A 16,600-nucleotide genomic window follows, 5' to 3' on the forward strand; every position below is an offset into this window, starting at 1 on the left:
CCGGCGGCTCCGGATCTCCGGGGCCACCGGGCGGCGTTCGCGTTCTGCGCCGTGCTCAGTCGATGACGAGCTCGCCGATCGACCACGGCGGGATCGCCAGGAAGCCCTGCGTCGCGAGCTCCACCCGCACCGGGACCGCACCCGCGGAACCCGTGAGGATCGCGAGCTCGGCCGTCGACGACGCACGCGCGACACGCCGATACGCCACGTGCGACGACTCCGACGCGTTCAGGACGACGAGCCGGCGCACCCCCTCGAGGTCGAGGTCGACGACGCTTCCGCTGTACGCGCCCACCACGAGCGTGTCGCCGAGGCGGGCCGCCGCCGACGGATAGCCGTCGACGGGAAGGCCAGCCGTGATCTCGCCGTCGAGCAGCACGTCGCGCAGCTCGCGCCACACCCCGAGCACCGCGGCGACCTCGTCGCGATGCGCCGCCGGGAGCGAGGCGAGCGGCATCGAGATCTGGGGCACGCCGAAGAAGGCGCCGAACAACTGCCGTGCCGCGGCACCGGGTGTCGCCGACGGATCCCACATGACGGGATCGGCGTGCACGACCTGCCCGCTCGCGAGCAGCCGGAGGTCGAGGATCGACCGACGGTTCTGGAAGGCGTCCGCCGGGCAGTCGTCGGCCCGCACGACGTCGGCGTACGACGCGACCGCCGGGGAGACGTACGGCTGACGGAACTCGATCAGGGCGCCGGGCCGTTCGAGGTCGACGGCGTCGGCGACACCCCGCAGCAGCACGGTCATCGCCTCCCCCACGTCGGCGAGGTCGCCGGTCGACGGCTCGCCCGCGTACGCCATGGCGTTGTTCAGGAAGTCGATCTTGAGCCCGTCGAGGTCGTAGACCCGCATGAGCCGAGCGCACGTCTCGACGAGGTGCGCGCGCACCTCGGGATGCCTCGGGTCGAGCACCCAGGCCCGCAGCCCCTCGGCGTAGTGCGTCGCGAAGGGACGCAGCCGATCGAACGCCTCGCTCTGTTCGCCGAGCAGGAGCGGTGCGACCCACAGCACGACGTCGAGACCTTGCGCGTGCAGCCGGCCCGAGAGTGCCGCGAGGTCGGGGAACTTGGACTCGTCGGGCACCCAGTCCCCGCAGCCCGCGTACCAGCGGCCGTCGCCGAAACGCTGCCAGCCGTCGTCGATGAAGACGGAGCGGCAGCCGAGCTCTGCCGCGACCGCGACATCCGACTCGATGATCTGCTCCGAGATGCGCTGCGAGTAGGCGTACCAGGTCGAGTAGACCGGCTCCCGCGAGGCCGTCGACGCGGGTCGCACCGGCAGATCGGCGCGCACCGCCCCTGAGATCGCCCGGACCGCGCGCACGTACGGCATCGCCTCGCCGACGATCACGAGGCCGAGTCCGTCCTCCAGCTCGGCGAGCCGCCCCTCGATCGGCAGGCGCACGACGAAGGTCTTCTCCTCCTCGGAGACGCCGTACTGCAGTTCGCCCTCGTGCACCAGGCAGTCGAAGCCGAAGGCGAGCCGGCTGTCGCCGTCGGCGTCGTAGAGCACCCCGATCGGCGCCGACCTCACCGCGCTGAAGCGATCGCGCCCCTTCCAGTCGGCGGGGAGACCGCGATCGGCCGAGAGTCCGGGATTCCAGTAGCCGGCGGCGGTTCCCAACGGGAGTTCGAGCACGACCTGCCCCTCGCCCTGTACGGCGAGGCCGATCCGCACGAGACCGCCGTCCTCGGCCCGCTCGGACACTCGGACCGCGCCTCCGGTGCCGAGGCGGATGCCCCTGGGGAGCTCGGTCCACTCGATCAGTGAGAGGTGATGGTCTTCAAGTAGCACGTGCAGGACTCCTATTGCTTGACTGCGCCGGCGAGGATGCCGGCGACGAAATGACGCTGCAGGAACAGGAACAGGACCAGGATCGGCAGCACCGACAGGAGCGTTCCCGTCATCAGCTGCCCGTAGTCCGTGGTGCCGATGCCCTGCAACGAGGCGAGCGAGACGGGGATGGTGAACGACTCCGGCGTGCGCAGCACGACGAGCGGGTAGACGAACTCGTTCCACTGGCCGAGGAACAGGAAGATCGCGAGGGCGGCGATCGCGGGACGCACCGTGGGCAGCACGATCCTGCTGAACACCCGGAACTCCCCCGCGCCGTCGACCCGGGCCGCCTGGAGCAGCTCGTCGGGTACGGCGAGCATCGTCTGGCGCATGAGGAAGATGCCGAACGGCATCGCGAGACTCGGCAGGATGAGGGCCTGATAGGTGTCGAGCCAGCCGAGGGTCACCATGATCTGGAAGAGCGGCACGAGCGTCACCTGCGAGGGCAGGGCGAGCGTGACCAGCACGGCGCCGAACAGCACGCCGCGCCCGCGGAACTCGAACTTCGCGAAGGCGTAGCCCGCGGCGGTGCAGACGACGAGGCCGAGCACGGTGTACACGGATGCCACGAGCACGGAGTTGCCGATCGCACGGCCGAAGAGCGTCTCGGTGAGCAGGCCCGAGAGGTTGTCGAAGAAGGCGGGGCCGGGCAGCAGGTTCGGCGGCGAGGCGAAGATCTCGCTCGAGGGATACGTCGTCGCGATGATGAGCCAGTAGAACGGCAGGATCATCACGATGCTGCCCGCGGCGATCACCGTCGTGAGGACGAGCGATCTGGTGCGTCGGCCGCGGACTCCGACCAGTGCGTCGGTCATCGGGTCTTCTCCTTGAAGAGGCGGAACTGGATGAGCGAGATCACGGCGATGATGAGCGTGAGCGCATAGCCGATCGCCGAGGCGTAGCCGAAGTCGAAGTACCTGAACCCGTTCTGGTAGAGGTACATGCCGATCGTCAGCGTCGCGTTGTCGGGCCCGCCGTTCGTCAGCACGTACGGCTCGTCGAAGAGCTGGAGCGTGCCGATGGTCGAGAGGATCACGGTGAGCAGCAGCGCGGGTCGCAGCCCGGGCATCGTGATGTTCCAGAAGCGCTGCCACCCGTTCGCGCCGTCGACCTGGGCGGCTTCGTAGAGCTCGCCCGGGATCGACTGCAGCTGCGCGAGGTAGATGATCGCGTTCTGGCCCGTGTAGTGCCAGGTCATCGCGAGCACGATCGAGATCTTCGCCCAGAACGGGTCGACGAGCCACGGGATCGGACCGATGCCGATCGCGCCGAGCAATTCGTTGACGACGCCGTCCCCTGAGTCGAACAGCGCCCTGAAGAGGATGCCGTAGGCGACGAGGCCCATGACGATCGGCACGAAGTAGGTGGTGCGCCAGAACGCCCGCCACTTGAGCAGCATCGAGTTGAACGCGACCGACAGCACGACGCCGAGGGCGAGCATGAGCGGCACCTGCACGACGAGGATGAGGAACGTGTTGCCGAGTGCGGTGTAGAAGAGGGGGTCCTGCGCGAGGCGGATGTAGTTGTCGAGGCCGACGAAGGCGGTGACGCCGCCGACGTTCTGCGTCAGGCTGACCCAGAATGCGGAGAGGTACGGATAGAGCTTGAAGCCCAGGAACAACAGGATCGTGGGCAGGAGGAAGAGGTACGGCGTGAGCCGGGGGTGGCCGATCGAGGAACGGCGGCGGCGCGACGGCGGACGGCGGCGGTCGGTCGCCGGCCGCTCGTCGATGGTCTCGAGGAGTGCGTTCACGTGTGAGTCGCTTCGTCAGGGGGTGCGCCGGCGGGTCGCGCCGGCGCACCCGGCCGGTCAGTCGGACGCGAGCTTGCGGTTCGTCTGCTGCGCCACCTGTTCGGCGGCCTCATCCAGCGCGTCCTGCGGGTCGGCCCCGGAGAGCAGCACGCGCGTCTGCGCGTCGGTGAGGGCCTTCAACGCGCGCGCGTAGTCGCTCGTGAAGTTGACGACGGGGGTGTCCTGCGCCAGCTCGGCGATGAAGATCTCGTTCGGCGACTGCCCGTTGAAGTACTCGCTCGGCTCTGCGAAACCCTCGGACTCGAGCATCGGCTTGTAGCCGGGGAACATGCCTCCGCCGTCGTAGACGACCTTCTGCCCCTCGAGGGTGCCGAGCGCGAAGTTCACGAACTCCCATGCCGTGCGCTGGTTCTTGCTCTCGGTCGGGATCGAGAGGTAGGTGCCGCCGTTCACCGCAGCCGTGATGCCACCGGGCTCGACAGCCGGTGGGAGGCGGACGCCCCAGTTTCCGGCCATGTCGGGCGCCTCGTTCTCCATGACGCCGGCCATCCATCCGCCCGACGGCATGATCGCGACATCGGTCTCACCTCGGAGCGACTCGAGCAGCGTGTCCCAGCTGCCCTGCTGGTCGCCGACGATGCCGAGGTCGTTCGCCTTCTTGATGAGCTCGAGGGCGTGCACGCCGGCCTCGTCGTTCATCGTGATCTCGCCCTGCTCGTCGAAGTAGAACGAGCCCTGCAGCGCCGTGAGCAGCTGCCAGAGTCCGGCCGAGTCCGCCGCGGACGCCGCCTTGTCCTGGTTGTAGAGGTTGACGCCCGTCTTCTCCTTGATCGTGACGCCCGCCTCGAGCAGCTGGTCCCACGTCTCGATCGAGTCGATGTCGACGCCGGCCTGCTCGAAGACGTCGGTGCGGTAGAAGAAGCCGGTGGCGTTGACCTCGTACGGAATGCCGTAGACGGCACCGCCGGCGCCCGAGCCGCTCTTCCACGCTCCCGACGCGAAGTCGTCGGCGAGCTCGTCCGCGCCGAATTCGCGAAGGTCCACGAGTTCGCCGGGGAACTTCTCGACGTAGTTGCCCATGTAGTCGATGCCGATGTTCAGCACGTCGGGCAATCCCGAGCCCCCGGCGGCCATGCCGGTCGTGATCTTCTCCCAGATCGCCGGGTTGCCGACGTCCTGCACGTCGATCTCGACATCGGGGTGGAGCTCCTGGAAGGCGGGGATCGCCGCCTTGAGCCCGTCGCCCGGAGCATCCCACGTCCAGATCGTGATCTTGCCCGATACGTCGCCATCGGTTGCGCTGGTGTCGGCCGAGGCGGCCGAGCATCCGACGAGTGCCGAAGCGGTCGCGATGGCGGCTGCTGTGACCGCCACCCCGCGTGATCGCTTGTTCAATGTGAACCTCATTGTTCGCAGTCCTTTCTCGGTGAGTCGCGTCATCGGCGACTCGGCGACAGTAACATATTGCGTGTATATATGCAGCAAGAGTCTGCAAACTTACAACGGAGGCGAATATGGCTGAATCGGTGTTCCATCTGCGTACGGGGGGCGTGAGCGTCGTCATCGAGGCATCGGGCAGTACGCTGCCCGTGATCTGTCACTGGGGACGCGACCTCGGACCGCTCGACGAGCGCGCCCTCGCCCGGGTCGCCGAGCATGCGCACGCCACCCGCGTGACGAGCGAACCGGACCAGCCCATCGCGGTCGGCGTGCTGCCGGAGCCGAATCAGGCCTGGATGGGTCCGCCCGGACTCACCGGCGATCGCGCCGGGCGCGCTGGATTCCCCGACTTCGACGACGTCGTCGTCGACGTCGAACAGGTCGACTCGGCGACGATCGCGCACCGGCTCGTGGCAACGGCGACGGATGCCGCGAATCGGCTCGCCGTCCGTCTGGAGTTCGAGCTCCTCCGTTCCGGCCTGTTGCGCGTGCACGCCGTCGTCCGCAACGACGGCGAGGAGCGGTACCGGCTCGATGGGCTCGACCTCGCCCTCCCCGTGCCCGGCCGCACGGCCGAGCTGCTCGACTTCTCGGGTCGGCACGGCGGCGAACGCCGCCCCCAGCGCGCGACGATCACCGACGGCACCCACGTACGCGAACAGCGCCGCGGCCGCCCCGGGCCCGACGCGACGACGCTGCTCGTCGCCGGCACCGAGGGCTTCGCCTTCGACCGCGGTGAGGTCTGGGCGGTGCACCTCGGCTGGTCGGGCAACCAACGTCTCTGGGCGCACCGCACGAACGGCGGACGGACCGCCCTCGGCGGCGGCGAACTCCTGCTGCCCGGCGAGGTCGAGCTCGATCCCGGCGAGGAGTACGAGATGCCCTGGCTGTACGCCGCATACGGCGTCGGCCTCGACGATGCATCCGCTCGCATTCACGACGCCCTGCGCGCCCGGCCGACGCACCCCGCCGTCGGACGGCCGGTCACGCTGAACACCTGGGAGGCGGTGTACTTCGACCACACGCTCGAGCCGCTCCACGAACTCGCCGAGATCGCCGCCGAGGTCGGCGTCGAGCGGTTCGTGCTCGACGACGGATGGTTCCTCGGCCGCCGGCACGACCGCGCCGGGCTCGGCGACTGGGTCGTCGACTCCGACGTGTGGCCGCACGGACTCGCGCCGCTCGTCGATCGCGTCCGCGGGCTCGGCATGCAGTTCGGCATCTGGTTCGAGCCTGAGATGGTCAACCCCGATTCCCGGCTCGCTCGCGCCCACCCCGAGTGGATCCTCTCGCCGCAGCACCGGGACGCCCCGCTCGCGAGGCAGCAGCTCGTGCTCAACGTCGGCCACCCCGACGCGCGAGCCCACCTGCGTGATCGCATCGTCCAGCTCGTCACCGAGCACCGCATCGACTACGTCAAGTGGGATCACAATCGCGACCTCGTCGAACCCGTCGATCGCCTGACCGGCCGGGCGGGCGTGCATCGCCAGACGCAGGCGGTCTACGCCCTCATCGACGAGATCCGCGCGGCCTGCCCATGGCTCGAGATCGAATCGTGCTCGGCCGGCGGCGGCCGGATCGACCTCGGCATCGCCGAGCGCACCGACCGGTTCTGGACGAGCGACTCGAACGACCCGCTCGAGCGTCAGCGCATCCAGCGCTGGACGAGCCTCCTGATGCCGCCCGAACTGCTCGGAGCGCACGTGGGCGCGGCGACCGCCCACGTCACCGGTCGCACCAGCTCGATCGACTTCCGAGCGATCACCGCCATGATCGGCAGTTTCGGCATCGAATGGGACCTGCGTCAGGCGACCCCCCACGAGCGTGCCGCGCTCACCGGATGGATCTCCGAGTTCGTACGCCTGCGACCGCTCATCGAACGCGGCAGGCTGCACCGCCTCGAGAGCGAGCCGGCGATCATCGCCCAGACCATCGTCTCAGCCGACCGGCGGCATGCGGTCGCGACGATCGCGACGATCGACTCCCCCGCGCACCTGCCCGGACCTGCACTCCGGCTCGCGGGACTCGACCCCGCGGCGAGCTACCGCGTGGCCCGGGTGCGCCCCGAGGTCGCCGCCGACCCGACGTCGACCCGCCGACAGCCGGACTGGTGGTCGGAGGCGGGCGTCTGGCCCGGCGCCGTCCTCGCCGAGGTGGGGCTGCCGATGCCGATCCTCCGCCCCCAGGAGGCCGGACTGATCGAACTGGTCGCGCTGTGACCGGGCTCCGCATCGCGACCGACGACGCATCGCTCGCGGAGATGTTCGGCTGGGCGATGCAGGCCGCCGCCCGCTTCGTCGTGGCCGACGGCGACCGCGGGCCGCTCGACGTGTCGGAGTCCGACCCCGGCCCGTACCGTACGGCCGACTACCGGGCGAGCTATCACGCCGGCTACCGGTTCCGCAGCGGCTACTACCTCCGCGACTTCGCGCATCAGGCGGTCGGTGCCCAGCTGCTCGGGCTGGCACCGCACAATGCCTCGATGATCGAGAGCTTCGTCCGCACCGCGACGCCCGAGCACGGCGGCTGGCCGGTGTGGGCGTTGAACTTCGACCGGGTCACCCCGCTCGCCATCGACTATCGCGGCCCCGACCGCTTCGTGCGCGAGCTTCCCGCCGTCTTCGAGCTCGTCGAGCTCGTGCACGTGCTCTATCGCTGGACGGGCGATCCGGCTCTCCTCGAGCATCACGGGTACTGGCGGCGCACGCTGACCGACTTCGTCGCCGCGCACGACCGGGTCCTCCCGAACGGAGTGGCGGAAGCCGACGGACCCGGCATCTTCGACGGCGCCGCGAGCTACAACGAGCGACCCGCGGGAGCGCTGCTGGAGGCCGGTGATGCGTTCGCGGCGCAGTATGCGGCGAACCTGCATGCCGCGAGCCTCGAGTCCGCACTCGGCGAGTTCGAAGCAGCCGACCGGTTCGCGGCGGCCGCCGAGCGGCTCGCCGCGGTCTTCGTCGACGAGTGGGGCGCTGCTGGTCGATCGGCCGGCGAACTCGTCTCCGCATGGGATGCCGAGGGGACGCCGCTGCGGGAATGGCTGAAGGAGGCGAACTGGTTCCCGCCCCTCAAGGGGCTCGTCGACGCCGACCACCCGAACCGCTCCGCGGTGCTCGAGCACATCGACCGCGCATGCCGTCACGACACCACCGTTCCGCGCAACATCGAGGCCCTGAGCTATCTGCCCGATGTCTTCCTGCGGCACGGACGCCCCGACACCGCGTACGAGTGGATGCGCACGGTGTACCACGCGCGCGATGAGCAGCACGAGGTCGCCGCGCAGGGTGCGAACGGCGACTACCCCGAGGTGTCGTTCACCCTCGTCGCGCAGATCGTCGCGGGCTTCCTCGGTCTCGAGCCGAACGCGGCCGCCTCGGCCGTGACCACGCGGCACGCGCTGCCGAGCGGCGTCCGCCGCCTCGCGGCATCCGGCATCCCCTTCGGCGACGGCCTCATCGGCGTCGGCGTGCAGCTCGACGATGAACTCTGGCTCGAGAACCTCACCTCACGCGAACTCGAATGGAGCCCGGTCGTCGCCCGCGACGACCGGTTCCACGACCCGCACCTCGGCGGGCCGCACGCACTCGGCCCGCCGCACTCGGAGGGCTCGTATCGCGTGGCGCCCGGCGAGCGGCGCTCGATCCCGCTCTGACGTCGAGCGTTCGATCGACGTCAGACCGGCACGGGGCCGGTCGACTGCCGCAGCCGCAGCTCGGGGTCGATGAGCGCCTCGGTCGTCTGCACCGCGCGGTTCTGGATCATCGTGACGAGGGTTCGAACGCAGCTCTCGGCGAGGCTCTCGATCGGCTGGCGCACCGTCGTGAGCGGCGGATCGGTGAAGTCGAGCAGGTAGGAATCGTTGTAGCCGATGACGGAGAGGTCCTTCGGCACCTCGAGGCCGCGCCGGGTCGCCGCCCGGATCGCGCCGAGCGCCATGTCGTCGCTCGAGGCGACGATCGCCGTGACCCCGAGCTGCAGCAGTTCCTCGGCGGCGTGGCGTCCGCCGTCGACGCTGAAGTGATGTCGCACCACGAGGTCCTCCGCGTCGCTCAACCCGCGCGCATCCATCGCCTCGAGGAACCCCTCGACGCGTCGATCGGCGGGCGTGTTGCCGACCGGCCCGGCGCACATCCCGATGCGCCGATGGCCGAGATCGTACAGGTGCGAGACCGCGATCTCGGCAGCCTGCCAATCGTCGGTGGAGACGACCGGAGTGCGCGAGTCGACGAACGCGCCGTTGACGCTCATGTACGGGATGCCGCGGGACTCGAGCAGCTCCCGGGCGACGGGATCGGCGTTGCGCAGCGTATTGCTCGACGAGAGGAACACCGCAGCCGCGATGCCCGCGTCGAGCATGACCTCGATGTAGTCGCGCTCCACGACCGAGCCCGGAACGACGGGACAGACGACGGCACGGAGTCCGTGCGGGCTCAGCTCGCTCTCGACCGCGGTGCACATCGCAGCGAAGATCGCGTCCTTGAGCGCCGGGACGAGCAGCAGCACGATCTCACCCTTGACCGGCCGTTCGTAGCCGATCTTCGCCAGTGCGCGCTCCACCTGCTCCCTGGTGCTCGCCGAGACACCGTACTTGCGGTTCAGCACCCGGCTCACGGTGGCCTCGCTGACACCCGCGATCGCGGCGACCTCCGCGAGGCGGACTGAGCCTGCGGGCGACCGCGTTCGGCGAACGACGCCGGACTTCGGCGTCTGATCGGCGGTCGTGTCTCCCATTGCACCATTCTTGCCGATACCGCGGCCTCTGGTGTGCTCCGCGGCACTGCGATCCGCATCACCGCGGTCCGCATCACCGCGCTCCGCGGCAATGCGATCCGCATCACCGCGGTCCGCATCACCGCGCTCCGCGACCCTGCGATCCGCGTCGCCCCCGAGGCGAGTCGCTCCGCACCGTTCACCTTCAGGTCGCCCGCGGGTCATCCGCCATCCCTACCGTCGGTGAGGGCGCGCCCGACCGCGCGCCACCGACGAACAGGAGATCGATCGATGCCAGGCAAGTCGCCCATCAGCCGCAGGACCATCCTCACCGCGGGAGGCCTCGGCGTGCTCGGTGCCGCTGCGCTCCCGACGGCCGCACACGCCGAAGCCGGCGACGTCGAGCGCGGGGCCACCGGCGGCCCGCGCGCCAAGGCGCCGAAGCTGCGCTTCCGTGCCGACGGCACCTTCAAGGTCGTGCAGTTCAACGACACGCAGGACGACGAGCTGACCGACCGGCGCACCGTCGAGCTGATCGAGAAGACCCTCGACGCCGAGGCGCCCGACTTCGTGCTCATCAACGGCGACGTCATCACGGGCGGCTGCGAGACCCGCCTCGCCGTGAAGCAGGCGATCAACAACGTCGTCTGGCCGATGGAGAGCCGCGGCATCCCGTGGGCGGTCACCTACGGCAACCACGACGAGGACTCGCTGCCGCAGTCGGGCGTCGACGAGGCCATGATGCTCGACTTCTACCGCAGCTACGACTTCAACATGAACGCCGAGAACATCGCCGGTGTCACGGGCACCGGCAACACGATCGTGCCGATCCGCGCCGCGGGTCGCGGCAACGACACCGCGTTCAGCCTCTGGCTCCTCGACTCGGGTCGCTACGCGCCCGGCGACATCGACGGGCAGGACTTCGCCGGCTACCCCACGTGGGACTGGCTGCGCATGGACCAGGTCTCGTGGTACCGCGAGGAATCGCAGCGCCTCGAGAAGAAGTTCAAGCGCAAGGTGCCTGGCCTCATGTTCATCCACATCGCGCTCTGGGAGCACCGGTTCATGTGGTGGGGCGGCGTCGACACCCGCACCGAAGCGGATGCCGCGCGCGGACGCACCCGTCACGCGATCGTCGGCGAGCGCAACGAGGACGAGTGCCCCGGCCCCTTCAACTCGGGCATGTACAACGCGATCCTCGAGCGCGGCGACGTCAAGGGCGTCTTCGTCGGCCACGACCACGTCAACGACTACGTGGGCAACTACTACGGGGTACTGCTCGGCTATGCGCCCGGTACGGGCTTCGGCGCCTACGGGCTGGCCGGGGAGGAGCGCAACCGCATGCGCGGCGGCCGGGTGTTCGAGCTCACGCAGGCGGGCGACGAGGTCGACATCGCCACGCGCGTCGTCTACGCACGCGACTACGGCATCGACCTGACGGCGAACGACCAGCCGATGGAACCGACGCCGCTCGCGCCAAAGCAGGCGGCGATCTGACGTTCGGCGGAACCGTGCGGCGGGGCGGGGGGACGCGAATGCGACCGCCCGCCCCGCGGCCGCTCGTCGGCTACGCCTCGGGTCGGCTTCGGTCGGTCTCGGCATCGCGGTCGCCCTCGGCGAGGAATGCGATCGCGGCCGCCTTGAACGCCCTCGACGTGAGCGCGGAGACGTGATCGCGACCCGGCACCGAGACGAAGTCGGCGCCCCACTCGCGGGCGAGCTCCTGCGCGCCGACCGGCACGGGGTCGTTCTCACCCACGACGAAGAGCACTGGGATGCCACCGGGAATCGACAGCGGCGCACCCGAGACGCCCTCGATGACGGCGAGCAGTGCGTCGCGGTCGGCGCCCGCCGCGATCGCGGGGCGCAGCACCTGCCCGATCACCGGGTCGCGAGGCGCCTCGTCGCGGAGCAGCACCGCACGCGCGTCGTCGATCGCCCACGTGGCGAAGAGCTCGTTCGGGCCTGCGCCGCCCACGACGACCCGGCGCACCCGCTCGGGGGAACTCGTCGCCAGCGCCGAGACCACGCGGTTGCCCATCGAGTACGCGACGACGTCGACCACGTCGGCGCCGGCGGAGTCGAGCACCGCGACGAGGTCGGCCCCGAGCAGCCCGGGGGCATACGACGCGGCATCGATCGGCTTGTCGCTCGTACCGTGGCCGCGCAGGTCGAGCGTGATCGTCGTTCGGCCGGCGTCTTCGAGGGCGCGCACCCAGCCGGTGCCCTCCCACGTGATCGCGGCGTCCGACGCGAAGCCGTGCACGAGCAGCACCGGCGGCAGCGCGGCGACCGGCGCTGCGCGCCCGTCGGCCGGCTCATCCGTCTGGACGGCGTGCACGCGGTATCCGATGAGCACCCCGTCGGGGGCTTCCGCATAGAGGGTCGGGGTCGTCGCCGTACCGGCCTGCCTCACGAGGCGGCCTCGTCGAGCACCGTCGACTCGGCGATGACGACGCCGGCGTGGCCGAGCTCTGCCAGCGCGGACGCCGACGACTCCGCGGCGACGCCCGCGATGAGGTCGGTGAAGACGCGCACGTGCTGGCCGTGCTCCACCGCGTCGAGCGCGCTCGCTCGAACGCAGTAGTCGGTGGCGATGCCGACGACGTCGATGTCGGTGATGCCCCGGGCGGCGAGCACGTCGCTCACGCTCGCGCCCGCATCATCCGTGCCCTCGAAGATCGAATAGGCGGGCACTCCCTGCCCCTTGCGGATGTGCACCTCGACGCCGGACGTGTCGAAATCGGGGTGGTACTCGGCCCCCGGAGTGCCCTCGACGCAGTGCGGCGGCCAGGTGTCGACGAAGTCGGGTTCGGCATCGACGGCGAAGTGGCCGCCGTTGTCGTGCGCGCCCGAGTGCCAGTCACGGGATGCCGCGACCAGCGCGTACTCGCCCCGGTGCTGCTGCAGCAGGCGCGTGACGCCGGCGGCGACGGCGGCTCCCCCGTCGACGCCGAGGGCACCACCCTCGGTGAAGTCGTTCTGCACGTCGATGATGAACAGGGCCCGGGTCATGGCTCGCTCCTTCGCACGTTGAAGACGGCACTGCTCGGCCGATGCACCCATTCTTCCAGCGATCGGCGTCGAGGCGCAGTGTTCAGCGTTCCGCGAACCGCGCGATCACTGGTTCGAGAGGTTGTCGCCGCAGAGGTAGAAGCCGGTCGTCAGCGTGTCGATCGCTTGCTTCGCCTCATCGGTGACGTCGCCGAGGGCGTAGATCGCGAACGTCAGGGTGGAGCCGTCCTGCGCACGCACGACGCCCGAGAGCGTGTAGCCGGTGTCGATCCATCCGGTCTTCGCCGAGACCGCACCGTCGGCGACGGCGTTGTCGCCCGAGAAGCGGTCGTCGTAGCTGAGCGAGCCTCGCTCGCCCGAGACCGGCAGGCCGTCCATGAGCACGCCGAGGTTGCCTTCGCGGGCGTTGATCTTCACGAACAGGCGCGTCAGGTACGCGGGCGGCACGGCGTTGTTGTCGGACAGGCCGGAGCCGTCGACGATCGTGATGCCCGCGGTGTCGATGCCGTAGGCGGCGAGGCCCTGCAGCACGCCGGCGTTGATGGCGCCGAAGGAGTTGCCGGCGCCCGTCTCGATCGCCACGAGGCGGGCGAGCATCTCGGCCGCGGTGTTGTCGGAGACGACGAGCGCCTTGTCGACGAGCTGCGCGACGGTCGGCGACTGCACCTGTCCGAGCTGCTGCGCCCCGGCGGGAGCGACGCCGCGCTCGACCACGCTGATGCCGCCGAGCTCGCTCGCGAACGCGTCACCGGCCCTGCCGACCGGGTCGGCGCTGCGCGATGAGGTGTTCGCGCCCGGGTTGTCGCGGTCGCCATCGACCATGAGCGCTGCCATGTTCGACATGTAACCGTCGTCGCGCTCCTTGAGAGCCCAGCTCGGCTCCCATTCGTCGCCGCTGAAGTAGCTCGCGTCGAGGATCAGCTTCGTGAGCGGCGGGTTCGCCGGGTCGGCGGCCCACGCGGCCTCGACCTGTGCAGCGAGGTCATCGAGGTGCGCGGCGCCCGGGTAGACGGTCTCGGTGCCGCTCGAGGTGCGCGAGAGGGTGGCGTCGCCACCGCCGACGAGCACGACCGAACCGGGCTCCGAGCCCTTCACGACGGTCGTCGGGGTGCGGTAGTCGGGCCCGAGCACCGAGAGCGCCGCGGCCGAGGTCAGCACCTTCATGACGCTCGCGGTGCGAGACGCGGTCGTGCCGCCGCGGTCGTACAGCACTTCACCCGTCGCGGCGTTCACGACCTGCGCCTGGAAGTTCGCGAGACGCCCGTCTGCTGCGCGATCGGCGACCGAGCAGGTGCGGAGGCGCGCCGCCGCCGCGATCGTCTCGGGCACCGGCCGCGCCGGGTCGACGGTCGGCGTGGGCGTCGCGGTCGTGATGGCTGCAACGGATGCCGCTCCGCCGCCGCCGCTCGCGATGCCGGCCGCGACCGCGCCGCCGCCGATCAGGCCGAAGGCGACGACGCCGCCCGCGATCATGAGCGGCAGCCGGTGCTTGCGGGCGAATGCGGACATCGAGGCGAGCACGCCGGTCTTCGGGGAGGCGGCCGCCGAGGCGTCGACGGGTGCTTCCGCGTCGACAGGCACGTCCGAGTCAGCGAGCACGTCCGTGTCGGCAGGCACGTCCGAGTCGGCGGGCACGTCCGTGTCAGTGCGCACGTGCGAGGGGTCGCCGTCGTCGGGGGTCTCCCCCGTGGCATCCGTCTCGTCGATCACCCGGGTGATCCTACGCGAGCCATCCTCAAGAGAACCTGATCATGCCCCCGATCGAGCTCGTCGATCAGGAGCATGCCGATCACTCGCCCGGGTAGACGAGTCCGATCTGCCGGCGGATCTCGTCGAGCGATGCCATGATCGCGACGGTCTCGTCGATCGGCAGCAGGTCGCCCGAGAGGGTGCCTGCGGCCACGAGCCGTTCGACCGCCTCGGCCTGGAATTGCATGCCGCGGCCGACGACCTCCGAACGATACTCCTCGAGCTGCGTGCCGTCGGCGGCGATGACCCGGAAGGTCGTCGGCGTGTACCAGACGTGGTCGATCTCGATACGGGCCTTCGTGCCGAGCACGACGGCGGTGTTCGGCCCCTTCACATCGCTCGCGGAAAGGGTCGAGGCCATGCGCCCGCCCTCGTACCCGTAGACGACGGCCACCTGCGCGTCGGCACGCGTCGACTTGAAGGTCGCCGACGCCTGCGTCGTCGCTGGCGCACCGAAGAGGTCCCATGCGAAGGAGATGGGGTAGATGCCGAGGTCGAGCAGTGCGCCGCCGCCGAGCTCGAGCGCGTTGATGCGGTGCGCCGGGTCATCGGAGAGCAGCTGCGTGTGGTCGGCGATGAGCGTGCGCACGTCGCCGAGCGTGCCGGCCGCGATGATCTCGCGGATGCGCGCCATGTGCGGGAGATACCTGGTCCACATCGCCTCGAGCACGAGGAGCCCCTTGGCGGAGGCGAGCTCGGCGAGGGCTCGTGCCTCGGCCGCGTTGACGGTGAACGCCTTCTCGACGAGCACGTGCTTGCCGGCTTCGAGCGCGAGTGCAGCCCCGGCGGCATGCATCGGATGCGGTGTCGACACGTAGATCACGTCGACCTCGGGGTCGGCGACGAGCGCTTCGTAGCTGGCGTGCGCGTTCGGGATGTCGAACTCGGCGGCGAATGCGTCGGCGCTCTCCTGCGAGCGGGATCCCACCGCCTGCACGGTGAATCCGTTGAGCTTCAAGTCGTTGGTGAAGGCGTGCGCGATGCCGCCCGTCGCGAGGATGCCCCAGCGCAGTCGTTCCGTCATGCCGACAGCCTATGCCGCCTGCGCCCACGGCTCGACCGCGTCGCCCACGGCAACGCCCCCTGTACGGGGAGCTGCGGCCGCGCGGTGTTCAGGTTAGCTTCGGCGTAGCGCCTGTTTCTCCTGCGCAGGCGAACGGCCCGGAGACCCCGGGCCGTTCGTGCGCGTGGGCGAGATCTCAGCCGCAGTACTCGGTGGGCACGGTGGGATCCGGCGACGAGGTGATCGCGGCCACCACGCCGTCCTCGACGGTGAAGACGATCCAGGCGCCGGAATCAGCGATGCTGTGGAAACTCGTAGTGCCGTATTCGCGCGTGAGCTCGAGGTCGGGGTACGCCGACTCCACCTCGGCGAGGTCCGAACCGAGCGCGATGCCGGCTGCCGTCGACGGCGAGTTCTCGAGTGCGCCGTCGACGTTCCATCCGTCGACACCGACCCACTTGACCAGCTCATCCCCGTCACCGTCGACGACGGTGAGATTCGGGAAAGCGTCGGCGGTGAAGCGGCGTACTCCGGGGTTCGGGCAGTCGTCCTGCACGGTCGTGTACGGCCCCAGGCTGCTCCCCTGCGCGGGAAGCGCCGCGCCGCGCTCGATCGGCCCGATTCCGGCGCCGTCGATGATCCACGTCGAGGGGTCGTCGACGTCGACCGGGGTGGGTTCGACCGGCTCCGAAGCGGCAGGCGGGGTGGTCGTCGACGGGACGGAAGCAGTCGGAGTCGACCCCTCGGCGGAGGAAGAGCACCCCGCGAGGACGAGCACCGCGGCGATGGCGGTGACGAAGGCTGATGTACGCATGGCTGGACACTAGCGGGGCGCTGGCACGTGGTGCGAGGCGCCGGCTCGAATGTCAGGGCTGGCACTGAGCCGCCTCCCGCGTCGAACAATGCCGAATTCGCCGCACGAAACGCAGAAGGGCCCGGATCTCTCCGGGCCCTTCTGCTGATGGAGCCGCCTGTGGGAATCGAACCCACGACCTTCTCATTACGAGTGAGACGCTCTGCCGACTGAGCTAAGGCGGCGTGGCATCCGGAGCGCTGGAAGCGCACCGACTGGCACGAGAATCCATGTTAG

General features: G+C 70.0%; 13 protein-coding genes and 1 tRNA gene. 3 read left to right on the forward strand and 11 right to left on the reverse strand.

Features of this window, described 5'->3' with window-relative positions:
- Positions 1–55 precede the first annotated feature (55 nt).
- Genes ACFCVM_RS04720 through ACFCVM_RS04735 form a run of 4 tightly spaced genes read right to left on the reverse strand, consistent with a single transcriptional unit; the run spans position 56 to position 5,000 of the window.
- Positions 56–1,798: a glycoside hydrolase family 36 protein gene (locus ACFCVM_RS04720; protein WP_375834491.1), complete on the reverse strand. Its 1,743-nt coding sequence runs from the start codon at positions 1,796–1,798 to the stop codon at positions 56–58.
- Positions 1,799–1,809: 11 nt separating this feature from the next.
- Entirely contained in the window at positions 1,810–2,655 is an 846-nt protein-coding gene (locus ACFCVM_RS04725) for a carbohydrate ABC transporter permease (RefSeq protein ID WP_375834494.1), read from the reverse strand.
- On the reverse strand, positions 2,652–3,593 hold the full coding sequence (locus ACFCVM_RS04730; protein ID WP_375834497.1) for a carbohydrate ABC transporter permease: 942 nt from the start codon (positions 3,591–3,593) through the stop codon (positions 2,652–2,654). The genes ACFCVM_RS04725 and ACFCVM_RS04730 overlap by 4 nt, the downstream gene beginning before the upstream one ends.
- A 57-nt stretch (positions 3,594–3,650) precedes the next feature.
- The gene (locus ACFCVM_RS04735) at positions 3,651–5,000 is read right to left on the reverse strand and encodes an ABC transporter substrate-binding protein (RefSeq protein WP_375834499.1); all 1,350 of its coding nucleotides are present in this window, start codon (positions 4,998–5,000) and stop codon (positions 3,651–3,653) included.
- A 107-nt stretch (positions 5,001–5,107) separates the two neighbouring features.
- Between ACFCVM_RS04735 and ACFCVM_RS04740 the strand changes: the two genes are divergently transcribed.
- Positions 5,108–7,252, forward strand: a complete 2,145-nt coding sequence (locus tag ACFCVM_RS04740; RefSeq protein WP_375834501.1) for an alpha-galactosidase — start codon at positions 5,108–5,110, stop codon at positions 7,250–7,252.
- A complete protein-coding gene (locus ACFCVM_RS04745) occupies positions 7,249–8,685 on the forward strand; it encodes a hypothetical protein (RefSeq protein ID WP_375834504.1) in 1,437 nt (478 codons plus the stop codon). The genes ACFCVM_RS04740 and ACFCVM_RS04745 overlap by 4 nt, the downstream gene beginning before the upstream one ends.
- A gap of 20 nt (positions 8,686–8,705) precedes the next feature.
- On the opposite strand, the gene ACFCVM_RS04750 is transcribed toward ACFCVM_RS04745, so the two are convergent.
- A complete protein-coding gene (locus ACFCVM_RS04750) occupies positions 8,706–9,764 on the reverse strand; it encodes a LacI family DNA-binding transcriptional regulator (RefSeq protein ID WP_375834506.1) in 1,059 nt (352 codons plus the stop codon).
- Between the two features lie 270 nt (positions 9,765–10,034).
- Between ACFCVM_RS04750 and ACFCVM_RS04755 the strand changes: the two genes are divergently transcribed.
- Positions 10,035–11,240: a metallophosphoesterase gene (locus ACFCVM_RS04755; protein WP_375834508.1), complete on the forward strand. Its 1,206-nt coding sequence runs from the start codon at positions 10,035–10,037 to the stop codon at positions 11,238–11,240.
- A gap of 70 nt (positions 11,241–11,310) precedes the next feature.
- Here the strand turns inward: ACFCVM_RS04755 and ACFCVM_RS04760 are convergent, their stop codons facing one another.
- From ACFCVM_RS04760 to ACFCVM_RS04785, 6 genes are all read right to left on the reverse strand, one after another.
- Complete coding sequence (locus ACFCVM_RS04760; RefSeq protein ID WP_375834511.1) at positions 11,311–12,159, reverse strand: alpha/beta fold hydrolase; 849 nt, start codon at positions 12,157–12,159, stop codon at positions 11,311–11,313.
- Complete coding sequence (locus ACFCVM_RS04765) at positions 12,156–12,758, reverse strand: isochorismatase family protein (protein WP_375834513.1); 603 nt, start codon at positions 12,756–12,758, stop codon at positions 12,156–12,158. Before ACFCVM_RS04765 ends, ACFCVM_RS04760 begins: the two co-directional genes overlap by 4 nt.
- 105 nt (positions 12,759–12,863) lie before the next feature.
- Positions 12,864–14,468 (reverse strand): D-alanyl-D-alanine carboxypeptidase/D-alanyl-D-alanine-endopeptidase, encoded by a 1,605-nt coding sequence (locus tag ACFCVM_RS04770; RefSeq protein WP_375834516.1) that lies wholly within the window; start codon positions 14,466–14,468, stop codon positions 12,864–12,866.
- A gap of 79 nt (positions 14,469–14,547) precedes the next feature.
- Positions 14,548–15,531 (reverse strand): Gfo/Idh/MocA family protein, encoded by a 984-nt coding sequence (locus tag ACFCVM_RS04775; protein ID WP_375834518.1) that lies wholly within the window; start codon positions 15,529–15,531, stop codon positions 14,548–14,550.
- Between the two features lie 175 nt (positions 15,532–15,706).
- Positions 15,707–16,324 carry a hypothetical protein gene (locus tag ACFCVM_RS04780; RefSeq protein WP_375834521.1) on the reverse strand — a complete coding sequence of 206 codons (618 nt, stop codon included), beginning with the start codon at positions 16,322–16,324 and terminating at the stop codon, positions 15,707–15,709.
- 148 nt (positions 16,325–16,472) lie between these two features.
- Positions 16,473–16,548: transfer RNA gene (locus tag ACFCVM_RS04785), tRNA-Thr, on the reverse strand.
- Between the last annotated feature and the right edge of the window lie 52 nt (positions 16,549–16,600).

This window comes from Agromyces sp. NPDC056389 (assembly GCF_042262385.1).
Taxonomy (GTDB): domain Bacteria; phylum Actinomycetota; class Actinomycetes; order Actinomycetales; family Microbacteriaceae; genus Agromyces.